15 protein-coding genes are annotated in these 17,747 nt (G+C 55.8%); 11 read left to right on the top strand and 4 right to left on the bottom strand.

All coding sequences use genetic code 11. The features are described 5' to 3' along the window. Window positions 1–89: 89 nt before the first annotated feature. Both BBD41_RS08220 and BBD41_RS08215 read right to left on the bottom strand, forming a co-directional pair. Window positions 90–1,547 carry a HAMP domain-containing sensor histidine kinase gene (locus tag BBD41_RS08220; protein ID WP_099477225.1) on the bottom strand — a complete coding sequence of 486 codons (1,458 nt, stop codon included), beginning with the start codon at window positions 1,545–1,547 and terminating at the stop codon, window positions 90–92. Next, window positions 1,544–2,281 carry a response regulator transcription factor gene (locus tag BBD41_RS08215; RefSeq protein ID WP_099477224.1) on the bottom strand — a complete coding sequence of 246 codons (738 nt, stop codon included), beginning with the start codon at window positions 2,279–2,281 and terminating at the stop codon, window positions 1,544–1,546. Before BBD41_RS08215 ends, BBD41_RS08220 begins: the two co-directional genes overlap by 4 nt. 180 nt (window positions 2,282–2,461) lie before the next feature. Between BBD41_RS08215 and BBD41_RS08210 the strand changes: the two genes are divergently transcribed. From BBD41_RS08210 to BBD41_RS08190, 5 genes are all read left to right on the top strand, one after another. After that, window positions 2,462–3,949, top strand: coding sequence for an alpha/beta hydrolase family protein (locus tag BBD41_RS08210; RefSeq protein ID WP_099477223.1), 1,488 nt, complete (start codon window positions 2,462–2,464; stop codon window positions 3,947–3,949). 129 nt (window positions 3,950–4,078) lie between these two features. After that, the gene (locus BBD41_RS08205) at window positions 4,079–5,095 is read left to right on the top strand and encodes a C45 family autoproteolytic acyltransferase/hydrolase (RefSeq protein WP_099477222.1); all 1,017 of its coding nucleotides are present in this window, start codon (window positions 4,079–4,081) and stop codon (window positions 5,093–5,095) included. Window positions 5,096–5,147: 52 nt separating this feature from the next. Continuing rightward, entirely contained in the window at window positions 5,148–5,687 is a 540-nt protein-coding gene (locus BBD41_RS08200) for a hypothetical protein (protein ID WP_237087033.1), read from the top strand. A 294-nt stretch (window positions 5,688–5,981) separates the two neighbouring features. Continuing rightward, window positions 5,982–7,727, top strand: coding sequence for an ABC transporter ATP-binding protein (locus BBD41_RS08195; RefSeq protein WP_099480526.1), 1,746 nt, complete (start codon window positions 5,982–5,984; stop codon window positions 7,725–7,727). Continuing rightward, on the top strand, window positions 7,708–9,570 hold the full coding sequence (locus BBD41_RS08190; protein ID WP_099477220.1) for an ABC transporter ATP-binding protein: 1,863 nt from the start codon (window positions 7,708–7,710) through the stop codon (window positions 9,568–9,570). Before BBD41_RS08195 ends, BBD41_RS08190 begins: the two co-directional genes overlap by 20 nt. 246 nt (window positions 9,571–9,816) lie before the next feature. On the opposite strand, the gene BBD41_RS08185 is transcribed toward BBD41_RS08190, so the two are convergent. Next, complete coding sequence (locus BBD41_RS08185) at window positions 9,817–11,208, bottom strand: MFS transporter (RefSeq protein WP_206098294.1); 1,392 nt, start codon at window positions 11,206–11,208, stop codon at window positions 9,817–9,819. A 119-nt stretch (window positions 11,209–11,327) separates the two neighbouring features. On the opposite strand from BBD41_RS08185, the gene BBD41_RS08180 reads away from it, so the two are divergent. Both BBD41_RS08180 and BBD41_RS30205 read left to right on the top strand, forming a co-directional pair. Continuing rightward, window positions 11,328–12,236: a LysR family transcriptional regulator gene (locus tag BBD41_RS08180; RefSeq protein WP_099480524.1), complete on the top strand. Its 909-nt coding sequence runs from the start codon at window positions 11,328–11,330 to the stop codon at window positions 12,234–12,236. Between the two features lie 142 nt (window positions 12,237–12,378). Then, window positions 12,379–13,434 carry a cupin domain-containing protein gene (locus BBD41_RS30205; RefSeq protein ID WP_237087032.1) on the top strand — a complete coding sequence of 352 codons (1,056 nt, stop codon included), beginning with the start codon at window positions 12,379–12,381 and terminating at the stop codon, window positions 13,432–13,434. A gap of 233 nt (window positions 13,435–13,667) precedes the next feature. Here the strand turns inward: BBD41_RS30205 and BBD41_RS08165 are convergent, their stop codons facing one another. Then, on the bottom strand, window positions 13,668–14,102 hold the full coding sequence (locus BBD41_RS08165; RefSeq protein WP_099477218.1) for a hypothetical protein: 435 nt from the start codon (window positions 14,100–14,102) through the stop codon (window positions 13,668–13,670). A gap of 228 nt (window positions 14,103–14,330) precedes the next feature. Between BBD41_RS08165 and BBD41_RS08160 the strand changes: the two genes are divergently transcribed. The 4 genes from BBD41_RS08160 to BBD41_RS08145 all read left to right on the top strand — a co-directional run bounded on the left by BBD41_RS08160 (window position 14,331) and on the right by BBD41_RS08145 (window position 17,697). Next, window positions 14,331–15,107 carry an ABC transporter permease gene (locus BBD41_RS08160; protein WP_077569366.1) on the top strand — a complete coding sequence of 259 codons (777 nt, stop codon included), beginning with the start codon at window positions 14,331–14,333 and terminating at the stop codon, window positions 15,105–15,107. After that, window positions 15,104–15,904 carry an ABC transporter permease gene (locus BBD41_RS08155; protein WP_077569365.1) on the top strand — a complete coding sequence of 267 codons (801 nt, stop codon included), beginning with the start codon at window positions 15,104–15,106 and terminating at the stop codon, window positions 15,902–15,904. Before BBD41_RS08160 ends, BBD41_RS08155 begins: the two co-directional genes overlap by 4 nt. A gap of 17 nt (window positions 15,905–15,921) precedes the next feature. Beyond that, complete coding sequence (locus BBD41_RS08150) at window positions 15,922–16,914, top strand: ABC transporter ATP-binding protein (RefSeq protein WP_077569364.1); 993 nt, start codon at window positions 15,922–15,924, stop codon at window positions 16,912–16,914. A gap of 273 nt (window positions 16,915–17,187) precedes the next feature. Further along, window positions 17,188–17,697, top strand: a complete 510-nt coding sequence (locus tag BBD41_RS08145; RefSeq protein WP_223260617.1) for a DUF3995 domain-containing protein — start codon at window positions 17,188–17,190, stop codon at window positions 17,695–17,697. Window positions 17,698–17,747: the final 50 nt, after the last annotated feature.

Here is a 17,747-nt window from a genome sequence, read left to right as displayed (position 1 = left end):
TTGAGCCTGGCTGCGCCCAAAGGGGGAAACCCTTGTACCGTAAGGCATCTCCCTTCCTGAAGCATGGCCAGCAGCATGGTCAGCAGGCGTTACTTGCTTAGTCCACCCTGTATCATTTTCGTCCGCGGCTCGTCCGGACCGTTTATGGACTCCCGGAATAACCGGATCCGAATGACCGTGCCTTCCGCGTCCGGATCCAGCCATATCCTTCCGCCATGCCGCTCAACCACGCTCTTCGCGATGGATAGTCCGAGTCCGCTGCCTCCGTCGCTTTTACGGGCACGATCGCCGCGAACGAAGGGCTCGAACACCGAGTGCCTCACGCTCTCGGAAATTCCCGGGCCATTGTCGCCTACGGTCAGCAGCGCGCCGTCAGGCAATGCCTCGAGCTCCAGCCAGACGCTGGCGCCTGGCAGGTTGTATTTCAGAGCATTCGCCAATATATTCGTGAGCGCCCGGCGCATGAGATCATCCTGATAGGACAGTTTGACTGGCTGATCGGCAATGCGGATGTCGAAGCCGATTCCCTTCCGCTCGAACGAATCGTACAGATCGGCGGCCGCCGTCCGGCACAGCTCGGCAAAATCCCCTGGCTGAGGCTCGAAAGGCATATCCGCGCTCTCCAGCTTCGTCAGCTCAAACAGGTCGTTCACGAGGGAGGCGATCAGTTTCGACTTGGCATGGATCCGGCCGGCATATTTCCGGCGCTGCTCCGGATCCTCTTCCATGCCGAGCTGCAGCACTTCTGCATATCCCTGGATCGTGGAGATCGGCGTTTTCAAGTCATGTGAGATGTCCATCATCAGCCGCATCCGTTCCTGTTCAAGCTTTCGCTTATCCGACTCCGCCTGCTCAAGCCTGTCCGCCATCCGGTTGAAATGATGCCGAAGCTGCATCAGCTCCTTGCTGGCGTTATACCGGAGCCGCTCCCCGCCCCCTCCTTCGGCGATCCGTTCAAGACCCCGGGATACGTCCGCTAACGGATTCGTAAACTTCCGCGCGGTCAGCCGCCCGTACAGCCATAAACTAAACAGAAATGCGGCGGCGAACCACAGCAGGCCGCGCAGCAAAATTCCCGTAAACGCATCGGTGATGTCCGCGGTCGTCTTCACCAGGCGGCTTTCCTTCTTGACCGCTCCGTCCGGTATCGTTACAAGCAGGCGATATTCTTCGCCCGATGATTGGAAAGGGGCGAGGGAATGGTAGTCCGACCGGTTTCCTTCGTAGAACAAGGCATAAAGTTCTTCCTCCGAATAAGAGGTCTGGGCTTCCCCGGCCCCTTTGCCCCTTGCAAAAACGACATTCAAGTGCGGATCCAGCACCTGGATGTACCCTCCGAAAGACTCGACGGTCTCGTAAGGGATGCTCTCCCAATCCTCCCGGACCAGACGGTCCGCTTCCACCATGGGCAGCGTGCGGTTTACATAGGCGTCGCGGGCATCATACATGCCGTCATATACCAGAAATCCAATGATCCCGAGGATGACGGAGAACAGCGCATAATTGATCATCAAGCTCGCATGTACACTTCGGCGCTTCGTCATCATAGGGCATCCTCTGCGCTCAGCTTATAGCCGAGCCCCTTAACCGTGATCAGAAACTGCGGCTCCCGCGGATCGTCCTCCAGCTTATCCCTCAGCCTGCTGATCTGGACCATGACCGTATTGCTGTCTTCCAGATACGGCTCGTTCCATACGCTCTCATATATTTGACGCTTCGTGAATATCCGGCCCGGCGCTTCCATCAGCAGCTTGAGCAGCTTGTACTCCAGCGGTCCGAGCGTAATCGTCAAGCCCCGTTTGTACAACACGCAGGCTTCATGGTCCAGAACCAGCGGTCCGTTCACGGTCCGAAGCGGTTCCGCCGCCCGAAGCGGCTCCGCCCCCTTAAAATCGTAAAACCGCCTTAGCTGCGCCTTGATTCTGGCCACGACTTCGATCGGGCTGAACGGCTTGGAGATGAAATCGTCCGCCCCAAGCCCGAGCCCGGTAACTTTATCAACGTCTCCGCTCCTGGCCGACAAAATAATGACGGGCAGCCTGAGCTTCTCGCGGATGCGCGCGATCAACTGATAGCCGTCCAGCTCCGGCATCATGATGTCGATCACCGCGAGGTCGATCCGCTCCTGCTGCAGCAGGTTCCACGCTTCCCGGCCGCTGGACGCTTCCAGCACGCGATAGTGCTCGCGCTCAAGGAACAGCCGCAGCAGCTCGGTGATGTCCGCTTCATCGTCGGCGATTAAGATTGTACGTTCTTCGCTTGGTTTCGCATAAGGTTCCACTTGGTTTCTTCCTTTCAATCATCGACGGCCTGGCCGCTTGCTCTATATAGAACTATACACCGTAACGATCGGTTCAGGCATCGACTCGGAGGAAATGTAAGGATAATGTAAGGTTCCCGACAGTTGGGCTACAGGCCGGAATGATACGCTGGAGCACAAGACAACGATTGGAGGATGTTTATGCGTACACTCGAAACGGCACTATGGATCACCAATCTAGCGATCGTCATCGGATGCGTCATGCTATCGCGAAAACGCCGCCGCCCGGTCAGCTTCTGCACATCAGCCACGGCCTTGACCGCAGCATTAAGCATCGCGCAAATATTCGCGGAAGGATACCGCTGGCAGATGCTTCCGGTGTATGCCGCCAGCCTGGCAGCAGGGGGAATGGCGCTGTATCATGCCGGGACTTCGCGCAAGAAGGCAAGGAAAGCCGCCTCGGACATGAGCGGTAATCCGCGCCCGCGGCTTCGAGGATTCAAGCGTTTGATGATCGCTTTGGTATTATGCTTGTACGTCATTCTGTCGGCAGCCCTTCCGTCGCTTCTGCCGGTATTTACGTTTGCCGAGCCGCAAGGACCGTACAAGGTCGGAACAACGACAATGATGCTCGAGGATGAACGAAGGGAAGAGGCGGCTACGGAGGATCGGACGGATCGGCGCAGGCTTATGATCCAAATCTGGTATCCTGCCGAGGCCGGGACAGGCAGCGGCAGGGCGCCATACATCGAGCATCTGCCGACCGTTCTGGAAGGCCTGCGCCAGTCGATTTCAATGCCTCCGTTCCTGCTGAGCCAGCTAAAGTATGTGCAGCCTCATGCCATGCAGGATGCGGAAATATCCCGGGACCAGGAGCGATACCCCGTGCTTCTCTTCTCTCACGGACTTTCCGGCTTTCGGAATCAGAATACGTTTCAGGTAACGGAGCTCGCCAGCCGGGGATATATCGTGGTTGGCATCGACCATGCCTATGACGCCGCCGCCGTCGTCTTCCCGGACCGCACCGCCATGCTCAAGCTGGGCAATTTGTCGGGCTTCGATGCCTACGAGGACAAAAGCAGGCTTTGGGTCGAGGATGCGAAATTTGTCCTGGACGAGCTGGAGCGGATGAGCGGGCCTGCCGCTTCAGGGTTCTTGTCCGGGCGGCTCGACTTGGGTAAGATCGGCATGTTCGGCCACTCGTTCGGCGGGGCGACCGCGGCGCAAATGCTGCTGGCGGACAGCCGGGTGAAGGCTGCACTGAATATGGACGGAACCCTTTACGGACAGCCGGTGCCGGAGGACGGCTTTGGCAAGCCGTATATGCAGATGAATGCTGAGCTAAGCATCGACCGTGCCGTATTTGAACAATCGCTTGACCGGGCGATGGCGTCCTCCGGTCGCAGCCGGGAGGATTACGAGCAGTTCTGGGCCGAGTCGGTCGAACGCCGAAGCCGCGCGGAGTCGGGCGAAGCGCATACGATCGTGTTTGCCCATGCGAATCATATGAGCTTTACCGATTTTTACCTCTTCTCTCCGCTGCTTCCGCCCAAGGGGGCGGAGCCAAGGCAGATGCACAGCTCGATCAACGCGCTGTCCGCGGCTTTTTTCGATCATTATGTGAAAGGCGATCCCGGCGCCTCGGTCGAAAAGGCTGCTCACAGCTTGCCGGGACTGATCCAGCCATGAATTCCTCAGCTCCAGCCAAGCATGCGTGACATGCCGGGCTGGAGTTTTTGATAGTAAGAATGAACCCCATTCATCTATAATGGGATCAGGCTTTTATTTCCAAATGGAACATGACATGGGGGGATTGGAATGTCGGAGTATCATGTCCGCATCTTGCAGCTTCGGGAGGATGCCCGTGCCAACGGATACAGCTTGGGCCGCAGTTTGCAAGGACATTCGATTGTGCAAGCGTTCGAAGCGATGACCAAGCCGGAGATTGATACAGACCGGATGCGCGGCATTTACCGCACGTTTGCTCCGGTGCTGCTGGAAGAGCTTGAGGGGCTGGCGGAGGGTCTGGACCTTCCGTTCGGCAGGGCAGCCGCGTTATTCAGCGGATACGATGTGCCGAAGATGGCGGCGATGGGCTGCTCTGCCCTGATGACCCGCGGGTTTTACGCCAGAAATTATGATTTTGCCCCTGAGTTCTATGACGGACTGTTTACGCTGTCCCAGACAGGGCAAAGCTATGCGACGGCCGGCTACAATTTGCAAGGAATCGGCAGGCATGACGGCGTCAATGAGAAGGGACTGGCCGCCGGTTTGCATTTCGTCAGCTTCGAAGGATACCGGACAGGCGTTTCCCCCTGGATTAGCGTGCGGATGGTGCTGGAGTCCTGCGCCACCGTGGAGGAGGCCGCCGACATGCTGCGGAGCATTCCGCATGCAGCATGCTACAACTTTTCGATCGGCGATGCGCACGGCAGCATGGCGGTTGCTGAAGCAAGCCCTGATCAGGTGCTCATTCGCACCGGGGAGGAAGCGATGGCTTGCGTGAACCATTATGAGAGGCTTACGGGGCATAACCGTCCATCCATTGAGCATTCCCTTCACCGGAAACGCTATATCGAAAGCCTGGATTCCGAGCGATTAACTGCCGCAGAAGGCTTCGACATTTTTAAGAGCCGGCAATCCCCGCTATTCTTCACGGATTACGACCAGCTCTTCGGAACGCTTCACACCTTCGCGTATTCGTATGAGGACGGCGTCGTATTAACTTCCCTGGCGCAAGGCCGTCCGCTCGAGTTTTCCTTCCGGGAATGGGTTCAGGGTAAAGATATCGAGGCTCGGGAGCTGACGGGGCATATCGACGGTCAAGAGGCATAAAGAGATGCGAGAAGCTCGTTTAGGCATATGGGGGCTCGGAATTTGTGCATTCATGTTACTCGTATCTCTTCCCGGCACCTCGGAAGCGGATGAGGGAATGCCGCTGCAAAATCAGATCAATATCTCCTACTTGTTCCGCATACTGCGATCCTATGCTCCAGACCGGCAAACGACAGAACGGCAATACGGCAAGCCTGACATCGTCCGGGAGAATAGGGAGCATCCTTACGAGATACGCAGCATGCCCGATGGCAGCCGGCTCGTTACGATGTACCGGTCTATGGGCGGACTCGTCGAAGATGAATGGCGGCTTCGCCGGTTGCCCGATCGAAGGGAGTTTGATGCTCTGGCTCCGGGAACAACCGCCGAAGAGGTCAAGCTCATCGACCCCTACTTTACGGTATTGTCAGGCAGTGACCCGGATAAGGGGACCAGTGAGCATCGTCTCCGGGATCAAGGCCTGGCTACGGTCGCATACGCGATGGTGGAGGGACGGTGGATCGTTCGATCGGTCAGCTATACGGAACGGGACCCGTCGGGATTTGTCTCGAAACTGACGCCGGAGGATAGAGCGGCTTTCATGGAACCATGAACGGAAGCGGGACCCACGCGGTAACCGGCGGTTATTATAGTGAAATTAAAGCGCTTCTTTTCTATAAGAGAAGAGCGCCTTTTTTCGTTGTTGGTCTCATGATTAGCTAGGGACTCCTGCTGTCTTAGAAAATGAATGCTATATTTTTTCGTTCAGCCGGCTAGTTCCAGGTGAAATTATATTATAATGTACATATTCGAGCTCTGATACGAAACAATATTGCGACTACAGGAAGACCTTGGTGGGAACATCATGAATCAAACATCCCGGTCTTCGGCTTCGGAGGAATTGCTTATGGGTATGGTCTTCTCGATTTTGAAAAAATACCGCGTTGCCGCGATTGCCGCACTCGTCATGATGCTGATCGAGCTAACCGTCGAGCTGATCCAGCCGCTGCTCATCTCCAAAATTATCGACGACGGCATTCAGAAAGGGGATCTCCCGGTCGTATGGATGTGGGGAGGCGTTCTGCTGGGCAGTGCTGGCATCGCTTTCATTGCCGGCATAGCGAGCTCCTTCTTTGCCGCGCATACGAGCCAGGGGCTGGGCTATGATCTTCGGGACAAGCTGTATGACAAAGTTCAATCCTTCTCCTATTCGTTGTTTAACCGGTTCGCCACCTCCTCGCTCATAACAAGGCTGACGGGAGATGTGACTCAAATCCAGGAAACGGTGTTCATGGCTCTGCGATTCATGACCCGCGTGCCGCTTCTGGTGACGGGAAGCATCATCATGGCGCTGGTCGTCAATGTAAAGCTGGGCGTGCTGCTGGTGCTGACCGTCCCGGCATTGTTCATCTTTATCGCCTGGATGATGAGACGGGCAGCCGATGCGTTCCGCAGCGTGCAGCAGAAGCTGGACGCCGTCAACGGCGTCATCCAGGAGAATCTGACCGGCATCCGCCTGATTCGCGTGTTTGTTCGCATGGGGCACGAGATTCATCGCTTTGCCCGGACGTCGGGCGAGCTGATGAGCACCACCGTGTCGACGCTGCGGCTTACGGAGATCACGATGCCCTTCATCCTGCTCGTGATGAACGCCGGAATTATGGCCGTGCTGTGGTTCGGACGCAGCGATATCGCGGCCGGGAGCGCCAGCGTCGGCGAAGTGGTTGCCGTCATCAACTACTCTCTTCGCTGCATCGGAGCGATGTCGGCGCTGTCTTGGATCGTGGTCGCGTTCTCCCGCGGACGCGCCTCCGCGCAGCGGGCGCAGGAGGTTCTGCAGACGGAAGACCGGGAAGCCGATCAGAAGAACGGCCAACGATCCGTACAGAAGCGGATCGAAGGGGGCGTAGAGTTTGAGCAAGTCAGCTTCAGCTATCCCGGGAGCGACATCGATGTGTTGACGGATATTTCATTCCGGGCCCGGGCAGGTGAGCGCATTGCGATTATGGGGGCGACCGGCTCCGGTAAATCATCTCTCGTTCAGCTCATTCCGAGGCTGTATGAGCCGGATAAGGGCACGGTTAAGGTGGACGGCATGGATGTCGGCTCGATCTGGGCCGATGATCTTCGCGGCAGCATCGGTTATGTTCCGCAGGAGGTCCTGCTGTTCTCAGGTACGGTGCGGGAGAATATTGCCTGGGGCCGTGAAGGCGCCACGCTGGAGGAGATTCAGGAGGCGGCCCGGCGCGCGCAAATTCACGATACGATCGAACGGCTGCCGAGCGGATATGACACGATGCTCGGTCAGCGCGGGGTCAATCTGTCGGGCGGCCAGAAACAGCGGCTGTCGATTGCCAGGGCGCTTGTCCGCAAGCCGGCAATTCTCATCCTGGACGATAGCACGAGCGCGCTGGATGTGCGTACCGAAGCGGCGCTGCTGGATGCGCTGAAGGATCTATCCTGCACGACGTTTATCATTACGCAGAAGATCAGCTCCACGACTTCGGCCGATCTCATTCTGCTGCTCGACGATGGGCGTCTCATCGGAAAAGGGAACCACGAAGCCCTGATGGAAAGCTCTCCGCTGTATCGCCGCATCTATGAATCCCAATATGGAGAGGAGGCCGGGAAGTATGCTCAAGGCATTCATTGAACCGTTCCGCCATCCGAGACCCGAGCTGGATTTAGGGAAGGGGCAGGACGGTGCGTCAGGCCGCAAACCGAAGGCAAAGGCCAAAAACATGTCGGGCACGCTGGCCAGAATATGGTCCTATCTTGCCCGGCGCAAGGGCAAGCTGACTTTGGTGCTGCTGATGGTCATGCTGAGCTCGGGACTGTCCCTCCTAGGTCCTTATCTGCTAGGAGTCGGCGTGGATGAGTTCTTGGTCAGTCTGAAAGGGCCGGAGGGGGCACCCTACGATTCCGGCTGGATTTACTTCCTGGTCGGCTTGGCTGCCGTCTATATTCTGCAGGCCTTGACGACCTGGCTTCATAACGTCTGGATGATCGGAATCGCCCAAGAGACCGTATACCGGATGCGCATGGAATTGTTCACGCATCTGCACCGGCTGCCGATTCCGTTCTACGGCAAACGGCAGCAGGGCGAAATTATGAGCCGTCTGACCAATGATATCGAGAATGTCAGCTCGACGCTGAACAGCTCGGCCATTCAAATCTTCTCGAGCGTACTGACGCTGATCGGAACGCTGACCGTCATGCTGTGGCTCAGTCCGCTGCTGACGCTGCTGACATTCCTGGTCGTTCCGCTCATGGTGCTGGGGATGCGGTGGATCACCCGGCGGACAGGCCCGCTTTTCAAAGAGCGCCAGCGCAATCTCGGCGATCTGAACGGCTATATCGAGGAAACGCTGTCCGGCCAGCGGGTGATCAAGGCGTTCTCCCAGGAAGAGCGGGTGATCCGGGAGTTTAATGAGCGGAACAAGCGGATTCGTTTATCCGGCTTCTGGGCGCAGAGCATTTCCGGCTTCATTCCGAAGCTGATGAACGGATTGAACAACCTCAGCTTTGCGATCGTAGCGGGGATCGGAGGCATTATGGCCATCAAGGGCTATATTTCGATCGGCACGATCATTATCTTCGAAAGCTATGCCAGACAGTTCACAAGGCCGCTGAACGATTTGGCGAACCAGTGGAATACGCTGCTGTCGGCGATTGCAGGCGCAGAACGGGTATTCGAGGTGCTGGACGAGGAGGTCGAGGCGAAGGATGAAGGGGCGGCCGTTACGTTAACACGTGTCGACGGGGCCGTCGCCTTTGAGAATGTCTCGTTCTCTTATGAAAAAGGGGGGGACACGCTGGAAGGCATCAGCTTCGAGGCTAAGCCCGGCGAGATGATCGCGCTTGTCGGCCCGACAGGCGCCGGCAAGACGACCCTGATCCAGCTGCTGTCCCGCTTCTATGACCCGGACAGCGGCCGGATCACGCTGGACGGCAGGGACCTATCCTCCATACGCCGGGAGAGTCTGCGTTCGCAAATGGCCTTCGTGCTCCAGGATTCATTCCTATTCCAGGGAACCATCCGGGAGAATATCCGCTTCGGACGACTGGATGCGACCGACGAAGAGGTCGAAGAGGCGGCCAAGCTGGCGAATGCGCATTCCTTTATTATGCGGATGAAGGACGGCTACGACAAAATGCTTAAGCCGGACGGAAGCGGAATCAGCCAGGGGCAGAAGCAGTTGCTTGCGATTGCGCGTGCGATCTTGGCCAATCCCTCGATGCTGGTGCTGGATGAAGCGACGAGCAGCATCGATACCGTCACGGAGATCAAAATCCAGGAGGGCTTGCAGCGCTTGATGAAGGGGAGAACAAGCTTTGTCATCGCGCACCGTCTTAATACGATCCGCTCGGCAGACCGGATTCTCGTGCTGAAGGACGGGCGCCTGCTGGAGCAGGGCTCCCATGACGAGCTGCTGAAGCAGGGCGGCTTCTACAGCGAGCTGTATCACAGCCAATTGAAGCGAGCGGCAATGTAAAGGCTCTGAGTGTGAGTGCAGTCTTCGAACGGTGCGAATACAGCTTCAAAAAGCACACAGCAACAGCAAAAGCAATACCACCGGACGTTAAGCGGCGAAGTATTATATTCGCTCTAAGCATCCGGTGGTATTTTTAATGCTTTTTGACGGTTGCATTAGTCCTGTCCTGCGCTGTTCGTTTACAGTTGAAGGAACGTCCGCGCAGCGTATTTGGCGTGGCTGACTGGCTGCCCCGGAGCTTCATCTTTAGCCCTTGGATCCGGTTGCCTGAAGCTCCGGATTACGCCGGGCGGTCCGTCCGAACTGAACGGCGTACAGCAGCAGAATGACGAGCTGCACAACCGCCAGAATGACATAGATATTACTATAGGTAGCAGCGCCTTGGTCTGTACTGAGCGGATTCCAGGCGTGCGTGGCTCCTACATCCACCGCTTTCCCGTAGATCCCCGTGGCAATCGCTCCTGATAGAAAGTTCAGCAGGGAGAACAGTCCCATGCCGACCCCGGTCTGCTCTTTCGGCAAGGACAGTGAAATCGTCTTCGACAGGGAGATTTGCATGAACATCTGTCCGACATTGCCTAGAATCAGAATGATCGCGATCCCAATCGGGGAGCTCCAAGCGAAGGATGACAGCAGCGCAAACCCGGCGATCAGCAGCGATGAAGCGGCATAGAACAGGTAAGAGGTTCCTCTCGTATCTGCCAGCTTGCCCCCGGTCCGCCCGAGAATTGCCGTAACGACGGCGCCGGGTACCATGATGAACCCGATCCAGCCGGGCTCAAGCCGATGAACGTCGGCGAGCAGCTGAGGCGTCAGAAACGGAAGGGCGTAGCCGATGCTCACAATGAACACGCCGAGCGTTAAGCCGACCGTGTAGTTGGCGTTGCGGAATAGGCGGGGCTGGACGAAAGGCGACTTAGCCGCTTTGATGCGGATCATGAACAGGATGAAGAAGATGAGGCTGCCTGCAGCATAAATCCAGCCGCCTTGGGTAACGGCCAGCAGCAGCAGGGCAACTGTTCCGGCAAGCAAACCGCCGCCAAGCCAGTCAATCTCGCCGCCCTGCCCCTGCTCATCGCCTAAATATTTTCGGTACAGCGGGAGCGTAAACAAGATGACCAGCGGGATGAAGAACAGCCAACGCCAATGGAACACGCTTACCATGAGCGCCGATACGATCGGGCCGATGGCACTGCCGATTGCGAGTCCCGTAGCCGTAATCCCGAGCGCCCGCCCGCGGTTCTCCGCCGGAAAGTAACGGACCGGAATAATCATCGCGGTGGCGGGGATGACCGCAGCGCCGGAGGCTTGCAGAATGCGGCCGAGCAGCACCATCCAGTAAGCCTGCGATGCCAAACCAACCATGGAGCCGACGAAGAACAGCAGTAAGCCGAACGTAAGCAGATTTTTCAATTTATACGTATCGGCAAGCTTGCCGTATATGACGGAGCCGATGGCGTAGATGAGCATATAAATCGAAGACACCCAGCTGACCTGCGCAAAGGATAACTGAAAGTCCTTGCTCATTTCAGGCAGGACGATGTTAAACATCGTTGCGCTCATGGATGAGAGAATCATCGTAAACGCCAAAATGCGTATCAATTGATCACCATGGGGTCTTACGGGATCGACGTGCATATCGATTCCCCCTTTCCTTTGATTACAATTTATTTTACAATCGATAGTTAATAAATAAAAATATATGTTAAGTTATGCATTCATATACTAAAGGTTATGGAAAGAGAGGTTGATTCATGATGGAACTGCTTCAGCTTCAATATTTTCGAACCGTGGCCCGGATGGAGCATATGACCAACGCTGCGAAGGAGCTGCGAATCGCCCAGCCTGCGCTGAGTAAGACGATTGCCCGCCTGGAAGAGGATCTGGGCGTTCCGCTCTTCGACCGGCAGAATCGGCAGATTAAGCTTAATTCGTTCGGTAAAGTTTTTCTGAAAAGCGTGGAAACCGCCTTGTCGGCGCTGGAGGAGGGACGGCGCGAGGTGACGGACCTTGCGGGAATGGAGCGCGGGAGCATTCGCTTGGCGACAACGGCCTTAAACCGGCTTTCGAAGGCGCTGGGCGCGTTCCGTACCGCTTATCCGGAGGTGAACTTTCGAGTCGTCCAAATTCCCCCGAATGCCATGTTGGATATGGCCCTGATGCTGGAGAACGGCGAGGTGGATTTATGCTTTATAGCAGCATCGCTGGAGGCAGCTAATATCCGGGAAATGCCTGTGCTGCAAGCCGAGGTGTATCTGGCTGTACCGGAAGGACACCGGCTGGAAGGACGCGAGTGCATCTCGCTCCAGGAGCTCTCGGGTGAAGCCTTCATCGAGTACAAGGAGGGACATCCGTTCCGTAAAATGAATGATGAGTTTTGCGAGTCGGCGGGGATCCGCCGAGAGGTCGTCTGCGAAGTGGATGAACCGGCAGCCCTGAACAGCCTGGTGTCGGCCGGCCTGGGGCTCGCATTTGTGCCCGGATGCAAAGGGGATGACAAGCCGCCGTATTCCATGCTGCGCATCGAATCTCCCTCCTGTCACCGAATATTCTCCATAGCCTGGCTGGAACAGCGGTATTTGTCCAAGGCCGCGCTACGGTTTCGGCAATTTCTCGTCGATTATTTTAATGAGCTGCAAGAGCCGATGGAGCAAGACGCGATATAACGCTGACGGGTTTAGCGCACGCTATGCTCGGTGCAGTCCTGGGCTTTTTGGAGGCAGGATCTGAAGGCTTCACATATGCCAAGCTTCCCCCGCATACGGATAGGTATTGAGTTAGAGCACAATCTGTCAAGGGGGGATATCTATGCTGGATCCGGTGCTGACGTCTCCGAATGTGAAGCTGTTTGCCGATTCGAACGACACGGTTACCTATAAACGGGACGCAGGGAATTATATAACGCAAGTATTCGGAGAACAAATGCCTGCAATTGCAACAGGATTCTTCAATGTGCATATGACCAAAGGCATCATCATCCAGCCCCACTGGCATACGAACGCGAATGAATTGGTGTTTGTCATCAGCGGCGAGGTTTTGACTTCCATATTCAATCCATTTACGCAGAGGCTGATGACCTACAAACTGAAGCCGGGACAGGTGGCGATGCTTCCTAAGGGGTGGTTTCACTGGATTTTAACGCTGAGCGACCGGGCCCACATCCTGACGATCTTCGACCAACCGACGCCGGATATCGTGTACGGGGCGGACTTCCTTCGGCATATTCCTAGGGAGATTCTGAATATCGCCTACTGCATCAACGAAGAGGAGTATGCCGAGGCTGTGGCTCCGTTGAAAGAGACGGTCATCCTGGGTCCGCCGCCCGGCTGCAGCAAGCGTGATGAGCAGGGATCGGCGCTGGAATCCATTCAGGAGCAAGCTTTTGGCCAAGCACCGTTTAACCACTTCCCTCCCCCGCCTTCATTTTACGGATATCCGCCGCCTGCTGCCTTCCCGTTCTACACCCAGCAGACCCGGCCGCCGCAGTATAGCCCGATTGCGTCAAGCGCTGCGTATCCGCCATCATATCCGCCGCCGTATACGCCGGTATATCCGCAGCCATATCCGGCTCCATATTCAGCCTCCCATCCGCAGCAGAACGCATACCAGCCGTTCTCCGCGCCGATTCGCCAGCCGCCGCATATCCCACCGTTTTCGCCATCATCGTTCCAACCATCATTCACGCCACAGTTCACCACACAGCTCGCAGGGGCGTTTGCGCCGCCGTTGTCTCAACCAGAGCCGTTACGGCAGCTGCAATATTTGTTTAATCCCAATAATATAAGCAGCGGGACAGATGTGGGAGTTGGTCCTGGCCCCGAAAAAACGAAGATGCAATCGGAACACAGTGTGAAAGAAGGTTAGACCTCAGAGGAGGCGGATGTAATTCCCGGGTGCATCGCAGCAGTTGTGCGATGAACTTATACTATGCACCGCTGGCTAAAACGAAGAACCCCCTATCCCTTGTTCCGATGCAAACCGGTAAGAGGGACGGGGGGCTTTTTTGTCGTGTTGACGTTGTTTGTGAAATGGAAGATTCATAGAGGGAGGCGGCAGCCGGAAGCTGTCATAGGACCCGGCTTAAAGCCGAGAAGCCGTTAAACAAAGAGATGCTGTGCGCTTAGAACCATGGTAAGAACGCTGATTCCGATCATGGTGATGCCGGCAAGCTTCATGAGCCAGATTCTGGGCTCGATATCTTCACGATCTTCCCGGTGTCGTTTGAACCATCGGGATTCGGGGCGAAGCAGCGCATACAGGCCGCTTGCAATACCCGCACCGCCGAGAACAAGGGAAGCGATGAATGCTTGGAGAGGTGATTGGTCTGAGTAATAGGACAGCCCGGATAAGATCATCATTACGCCCAAAAAGATAGCGATTATACCGCCGATTTGCGCTTTAAATAAATCGACATCGTCTTGTTCCACGTCCTCCGGAATGCGGGCGAGCATCCTGATCCAATCGGAATCCGGATTGCGGAAAACATACCATCCGAATACGATTTGTATGACACCGAACAGCATCAAAAACATATGATTAGCCCCCTTCACTTACTTATTAATTACGCATCCCCTCCTAACTTGTTCCAATAAATGTATGGCTAAATCCACTTTCTCTGCAGCGCTTACATCCTTTATGCTCTAACCCAAAATAACGGTTGCCCTCTATGGAATGATCTGGTATGATGGTGTCCTTCTCTCATTTTCGCCTTGTCTGAAGTGGACGGGTCCGCCGTCTAATATGCTTATCGGAGGTGCTGCATGCTTTATTTCACTTTGGCTTCCAAAGCCTATGCCCGCAATTTGCAATACCGCGGGGCCCACATGGTGCACAATATCGCGAGCGCGATGTTCGGCTTCATGTACGCGTGTATCTGGATCGGTCTCGGTGCGGATCATGCGCTTGGAGAGTACGGAACGCAAGGGATGGTCGGCTATATCGCCTTTACCCAAGCCGCACTCTGGATCTCCAGCTTCATCACCAATGGCCTCGGCATTCCCCAAGCCGTTAGAACCGGCCATATTTCCCTGGATTTAATGCGTCCCGTCCATTTGTTCAGCCATCTGATGGCCAAGGAATGGGGCCAAATCGCTTACCAATTCATTTACAAATCGATCCCGATCTATCTGGTGTACTATTTCGCATTTTCCTTGGAACTTCCCGGAAAAGCATCGGACCTTCTATTTGTAGCCCTTGCGCTGGCTGGCGCAGCTTATTTATCGATCTGCATCAATTATCTTATCGGCGCATCCGCGTTGTGGACGACGGAATCCTCTTGGTTGTATTGGGGCAACCATGCGATGATCAACCTCCTCGCAGGCTTCTTCATTCCTATCGAATGGCTGCCGGGCTGGCTGCAAACGGCAGCCTGGTGGTCACCGTACCCTTATCTGCTGTATGTTCCGACTCGATTGTATTTGGGTTTTGGCGACGTCTCTTATTTATGGGGAACGTTATTTTGGTGTCTGCTGCTTACGCTGGCTTGCTTGCTGGCGACCGGCTTCTTGAGGCGCAAGGTGGAGGTGCAGGGAGGATGACCGCAAAATCCTGGCTGTCGCTGTATGCGCTGCTGATACGAACAAGCATCAAAAGCCGCATGCAATACAAATTCAATTTTGTCCTGGCTTCCATCCTGGCCGCCCTGATTCAGATCTCCGAATTTCTGATGGTCGCGATCGTGCTCTATAAATTCGGCGCCATTCAGGGGTGGTCGATGCACGAAATCGGCTATCTGTTCGCGGTGATGACCTTATCGAAGACGCTATACCGGACGTTCGCCGATGAAGTCCATCATCTGGAGAAGTATTTGGTGAACGGGGAGCTGGACCAGCTGCTTACGCGGCCGATGCCGGTGCTGCTTGCGCTGATGCCGCAAAAATTCCGCATCATGCTTGGCGAAGTGCTGCAGGGCGGCTTTCTGCTCTGGTGGTCGTTGAGCGGTATGATGGGGAGCGGCCAGGTGGGATGGAGCGCTGTACCGCAGTCGGTATACATTATCCTGACCGGGGCAGTCATCCTGTTCTCGATCGGACTTGCTACCGCAACCTTCGGCTTCTGGACGACCCGAATCACCGAGCTGCAGAATCTGACGGAGGATGCCGCAAGGACCGCAGCCCAATACCCGCTGACGCTGTATCCGAAATGGATGTCGTCCATTCTTCTGGTCCTCGTTCCGGTCGGACTCGTGAATTATGTCCCGTCCTTATACATACTTCGAGGCGAGCTGGGATGGTGGGTGCTGCCGGCCTTGGCGGGAGCCGCACTGCTCTGTCTCGCGCTCAGCTTGAAATTCTGGCAGTTCGGCTTGACCAAATACCAAAGCACGGGCAGTTAAGGAAGGAGGCAAACAGCATGATCGAAGTTCAAGACATTCGCAAGTCATTCAAAACCCCTGTAGTCAAGGAAGGACGCTTCTCGGGAATCCGGACCCTGTTCTCGAGGGAATACCGGATCAAAGAGGCGGTTCGGGGGATCAGCTTCAAGGTGGACCGCGGCGAGTTCGTCGGATACATCGGACCGAACGGAGCCGGCAAATCGACGACCATCAAGATGCTGAGCGGCATTCTGCATCCCAGCTCCGGAGAGGTGATCATCGGGGGGATGAATCCGCATCGGGAGCGGCGCGCCGTCGTCAAGCGGCTGGGCGTCGTGTTCGGCCAGCGAAGTCAGCTGTGGTGGGATCTGCCGGTTCGGGACTCATTTGATATTCTGGCCAAAATGTATGCCGTCGATGAGGCGGACAAACTGCAAAGACTCGGACAGTTTACGGAACTGCTTGATCTGCAGGCGTTCTGGGAAACGCCTGTACGCAAGCTGTCGCTCGGACAGCGCATGCGCGCCGATCTTGCCGCCGCCATGCTGCACGATCCGGATGTGCTGTTCCTCGACGAGCCGACCATCGGTCTCGACGTCAATGCCAAGCGCAACATTCGCCATTTTCTGAAGCTGATCAACGAGGAATTCGGGAAGACGATTCTGCTTACGACCCATGACATGGATGATATCGAGCAGCTGTGCAGCCGGGTGATGGTGATTAACGAAGGACGGCTGTCTTATGACGGAACGGTTCGCTCGCTTCGCGATTCCATCGGATTGCCTACCCTTATTACGGTCACCTTCCGGGGACCGTTCCAAATCCCGGCGCCCTACTTGGCGGCTGACGAGGACTCGGCCCAGGCCCGAATCCGGGTGACCCGCGTTCTGGACCAGAGCGTGACGATCGAGGCGAACCGACGAGAAATGAATACGCTGGAAATTGTCAAGGAGCTGGGGAAATGGGGGGAGCTGGATGACATCGAGATGCAGGATCCGGATTTCGAGGATGTCATTCACAAGGTTTACTAGCCGGTCTATCAGGTGGCTTTTTATGCTTTCGCTATGATCATGGCTCTATTTTTCGGCCAAGGGCTCTGTTGGATAAAAAACTCTGTTGAATAAAGAACTCTGTTGAATAAAGAATTTAACCCAACCTTAAACTTGAGGTCGCTTTATTTTCCATAACGGCAAGTAGACTGGTACTTGAACGAAAGGCTAAACTGCGATTGCCGGGATGTAAAGTATAATTTTACCGCCGGTCACCGGACGCCTGTTCAAACATAATTAGGGGTGATGGAGATCATGGAGAAGGATCGTTCACGAGCAAAAGCTGCCGGTTACATCGCCGGTATGGCTGCGCTCATGTACGCACTGCCCCATTTTTGGTGGGGATTAGGGATTGGGCTGGCTTTCCCAGGCGACTTCGAGGAGGCGCCGGGTGAATTTTGGAGCGTTCTGATCGGCTATTGGGGGATGGGAGGGTTCGCGGTTCTTGGTGCTTTGTTCGCGCTTGCCTTTGCCATGCGATGGGGAGAGCGGCTGCCGAGGCTGCTACTGCTCATCCCGGCCTGGATCGCTTCAGCAGGCTTCACGTTATGGGGCTTCTCCTACTTTGTCCTGCAATTTCAGCTGGCGATTGGACGCGTGCAATCGGCTCCTGCCTTTGCGGTCCAGGATGCGAGCCCGATGGCGGTGTGGGGATACTTCTGGTATGGTCTCTTTCTCGTATGGGGAATATCGCTGGGGGCGGCCGCATTGTACACCGCAAAGGACCGCAAGAAGAAATCTGCCCTGCCGGCGGTCACCGGCTGAGCGCGATCCAGATCCAGCCGGCCGGAAGGGCCGGGAATCGAATTTTCAAT

This window comes from Paenibacillus ihbetae (assembly GCF_002741055.1).
In the GTDB taxonomy this organism is placed as follows: Bacteria; Bacillota; Bacilli; order Paenibacillales; family Paenibacillaceae; genus Paenibacillus_AQ; species Paenibacillus_AQ ihbetae.
The sequence above is the reverse complement of the archived record's forward strand: the minus strand, read 5'-3'. Positions and strand labels throughout refer to the sequence as shown.

Excerpts from the sequence above, each read along its gene's own strand:
- BBD41_RS08220 (WP_099477225.1), bottom strand. The coding sequence starts at position 1,547 with ATGATGACGAAGCGCCGAAGTGTACATGCGAGCTTGATGATCAATTAT.
- BBD41_RS08210 (WP_099477223.1), top strand. The coding sequence starts at position 2,462 with ATGCGTACACTCGAAACGGCACTATGGATCACCAATCTAGCGATCGTC.
- BBD41_RS08205 (WP_099477222.1), top strand. The coding sequence starts at position 4,079 with ATGTCGGAGTATCATGTCCGCATCTTGCAGCTTCGGGAGGATGCCCGT.
- BBD41_RS08200 (WP_237087033.1), top strand. The coding sequence starts at position 5,148 with ATGTTACTCGTATCTCTTCCCGGCACCTCGGAAGCGGATGAGGGAATG.
- BBD41_RS08195 (WP_099480526.1), top strand. The coding sequence starts at position 5,982 with ATGGGTATGGTCTTCTCGATTTTGAAAAAATACCGCGTTGCCGCGATT.
- BBD41_RS08190 (WP_099477220.1), top strand. The coding sequence starts at position 7,708 with ATGCTCAAGGCATTCATTGAACCGTTCCGCCATCCGAGACCCGAGCTG.
- BBD41_RS08185 (WP_206098294.1), bottom strand. The coding sequence starts at position 11,208 with ATGCACGTCGATCCCGTAAGACCCCATGGTGATCAATTGATACGCATT.
- BBD41_RS08180 (WP_099480524.1), top strand. The coding sequence starts at position 11,328 with ATGGAACTGCTTCAGCTTCAATATTTTCGAACCGTGGCCCGGATGGAG.
- BBD41_RS30205 (WP_237087032.1), top strand. The coding sequence starts at position 12,379 with ATGCTGGATCCGGTGCTGACGTCTCCGAATGTGAAGCTGTTTGCCGAT.
- BBD41_RS08165 (WP_099477218.1), bottom strand. The coding sequence starts at position 14,102 with ATGTTTTTGATGCTGTTCGGTGTCATACAAATCGTATTCGGATGGTAT.
- BBD41_RS08160 (WP_077569366.1), top strand. The coding sequence starts at position 14,331 with ATGCTTTATTTCACTTTGGCTTCCAAAGCCTATGCCCGCAATTTGCAA.
- BBD41_RS08155 (WP_077569365.1), top strand. The coding sequence starts at position 15,104 with ATGACCGCAAAATCCTGGCTGTCGCTGTATGCGCTGCTGATACGAACA.
- BBD41_RS08150 (WP_077569364.1), top strand. The coding sequence starts at position 15,922 with ATGATCGAAGTTCAAGACATTCGCAAGTCATTCAAAACCCCTGTAGTC.
- BBD41_RS08145 (WP_223260617.1), top strand. The coding sequence starts at position 17,188 with ATGGAGAAGGATCGTTCACGAGCAAAAGCTGCCGGTTACATCGCCGGT.